This is a genomic window from Actinokineospora xionganensis (assembly GCF_014323725.1).
GTDB classification, from domain to species: Bacteria; Actinomycetota; Actinomycetes; order Mycobacteriales; family Pseudonocardiaceae; genus Actinokineospora; species Actinokineospora xionganensis.
Window position 1 is genome coordinate 1 of the sequence record NZ_JABVED010000051.1, and the last position, 1,939, is coordinate 1,939.

At 63.3% G+C, this 1,939-nt stretch carries 2 protein-coding genes; both read left to right on the plus strand.

Annotated elements, in window-relative coordinates; all coding sequences use genetic code 11:
- Positions 1–130 precede the first annotated feature (130 nt).
- Positions 131–973: a type IV toxin-antitoxin system AbiEi family antitoxin domain-containing protein gene (locus GPZ80_RS31825; RefSeq protein WP_187224804.1), complete on the plus strand. Its 843-nt coding sequence runs from the start codon at positions 131–133 to the stop codon at positions 971–973.
- Positions 974–1,002: 29 nt separating this feature from the next.
- Complete coding sequence (locus tag GPZ80_RS31830) at positions 1,003–1,893, plus strand: nucleotidyl transferase AbiEii/AbiGii toxin family protein (RefSeq protein ID WP_187224805.1); 891 nt, start codon at positions 1,003–1,005, stop codon at positions 1,891–1,893.
- Positions 1,894–1,939: the final 46 nt, after the last annotated feature.

The window sequence follows — 1,939 nt, forward strand, 5'->3', positions numbered from 1 at the left end:
CCACGCGCTTGTAATTGGCGAGGGGTTCGCCCATGACTACCGTTCTACAACGAGCCTATGGCGTCCTGCTCGCAGCGTTTCTTACTTACTGAATGTAAGGAACGCTGCATCTTGGTGTAAGGTTTGCGACGTGGAGACGGTCAAGGCCTTGGAACTGCTCGGCGAGTACACAGCCGGACAGTGGGGCATGGTGACCACTCGGCAGGCACTGAACCTTGGGGTCGATGACGTCACGCTGCACCGCCTGAAGAGAGCCGGCTTCCTTGAGACCGTACGTCGCGGAGTTCACGCGCTGACGGCCTCCAGCCCATCCGGTGCTCGCGCGGAGCAAGCGGTGTGGCTAAGCCTTCGCCCAGCGGTCGCAGGCTGGGAGCGACCCAAGCTGGACCCCGACGGGGGGGTGATCTCCCATCACTCCGCCGCCCGACTGCACGGTCTTGGCGAGCTGGTGAACAGGCGCGTAGAGATGACCGTTCCCCGCAGGCGCACGATGCGCGATCCCGACGTATGGCTACGCAGGGCGGACCTGTCCGAAACCGACGTGACCGTACTCGACGGACTTCCAACAACCACCCCGATGCGCACTATCTGCGACCTCCTCGACCAGCACAACGACGCCAGCCACGTCGCGACCATCATCCGCCAAGCTGTTGAGGCCGGGCAGGTCCGACTCGACGAGCTGGCCAATGAGATCGGGCCGTACGCAAGCTACTACGGTGCCGTCCCTTCCGACGGGGCCGCACTGCTGGAGCAACTTCTCGCGCAGATCGGCCTATCCACCGTCGACATGACAACACGACCTTCCCCCATCACCTGGGGCCAACTCGCTGGGGTCAGTTGGGGCGAACTCAAGGACAAGGGCGTCACTTGGGGCCAACTGGCGACCATGTCACCCGACATCGCGCGCCGGCTAGGGATTGCCTCAGCCACAGGCGAGGCGAACAACGAGAACAAACCAGAAGACGCGACGTGACACCAAAGCCACCGAACCCACAGGCCTTCATGCGGTCACTGAAGGACCGAGCCGCCAACACCTCAAACAACACGGGTGTTCCCACCGGGGAACTCATCGAGCGCTACTACCATCGCCGGCTGCTGGCCCGTGTGTTTCACACCGATCGCGAGGGATGGGTCCTCAAAGGTGGCCAAGCACTGCTGGTGCGTTGGCCACAGGCTCGGTATTCCACCGATGTCGACCTGCTCCGAACTGGAGACGACGTGACCGTCGACAACGCCGTCGACGCGTTGATCGCCGCCGCCTCGACCCACTTGGCTGATCACCTGCAATTCAGCCACTACGACACGTCGAACGAGACGGCGGCCGATCGGCCTTCACGCAAAGTGCGGTTCAAGGTCATGTTCGGCCTCCGAGAACTATCCACGGTCAGCGTCGACGTCATAGCCGCTGCAGTCCACCCGGTCGGGAAGCTAGCGGTCGAGCAACTCGAAGCACCGTTCGCGATCGATTCCAGCCCATGGCCACAAATTCGCATGTGGCCGCTCGAGGACCACGTCGCCGACAAGATCTCGGCGATGTACGAGCTACATCGCGAACAAATGCTCCCGTCCACCAGATTCAAGGACCTCGTCGATCTAGTGCTGATTGCACGCAAATCCGCACTGAACGGCGAACTCACGCATGCCGCGCTGCACGCCGAGGTTTACCGCCGCCAAGCCGCGGGCACACAACTTGTCCTCCCGCCGACGTTCACGGTGCCCGACCGCTCGTGGGTGGCCGGCTATCGCGCCCAAGCCATCAAGACCCACGAACTGCCTGCCGACTACCGCACCCTCGACGGCGCCACGCCGTTGGCCAACGCGTTCATCACACCACTGCTCCAAGAGCAGGCAACCACCGGAACCTGGAGGTTCGACCATCTCAGGTGGGAGTGACTCGCCGCGCTGGTCAGCCTTCGGCGGCGAGTTGGCCGCAGGCGGC

Excerpts from the sequence above, each read along its gene's own strand:
- GPZ80_RS31830 (WP_187224805.1), top strand. The coding sequence starts at position 1,003 with ATGCGGTCACTGAAGGACCGAGCCGCCAACACCTCAAACAACACGGGT.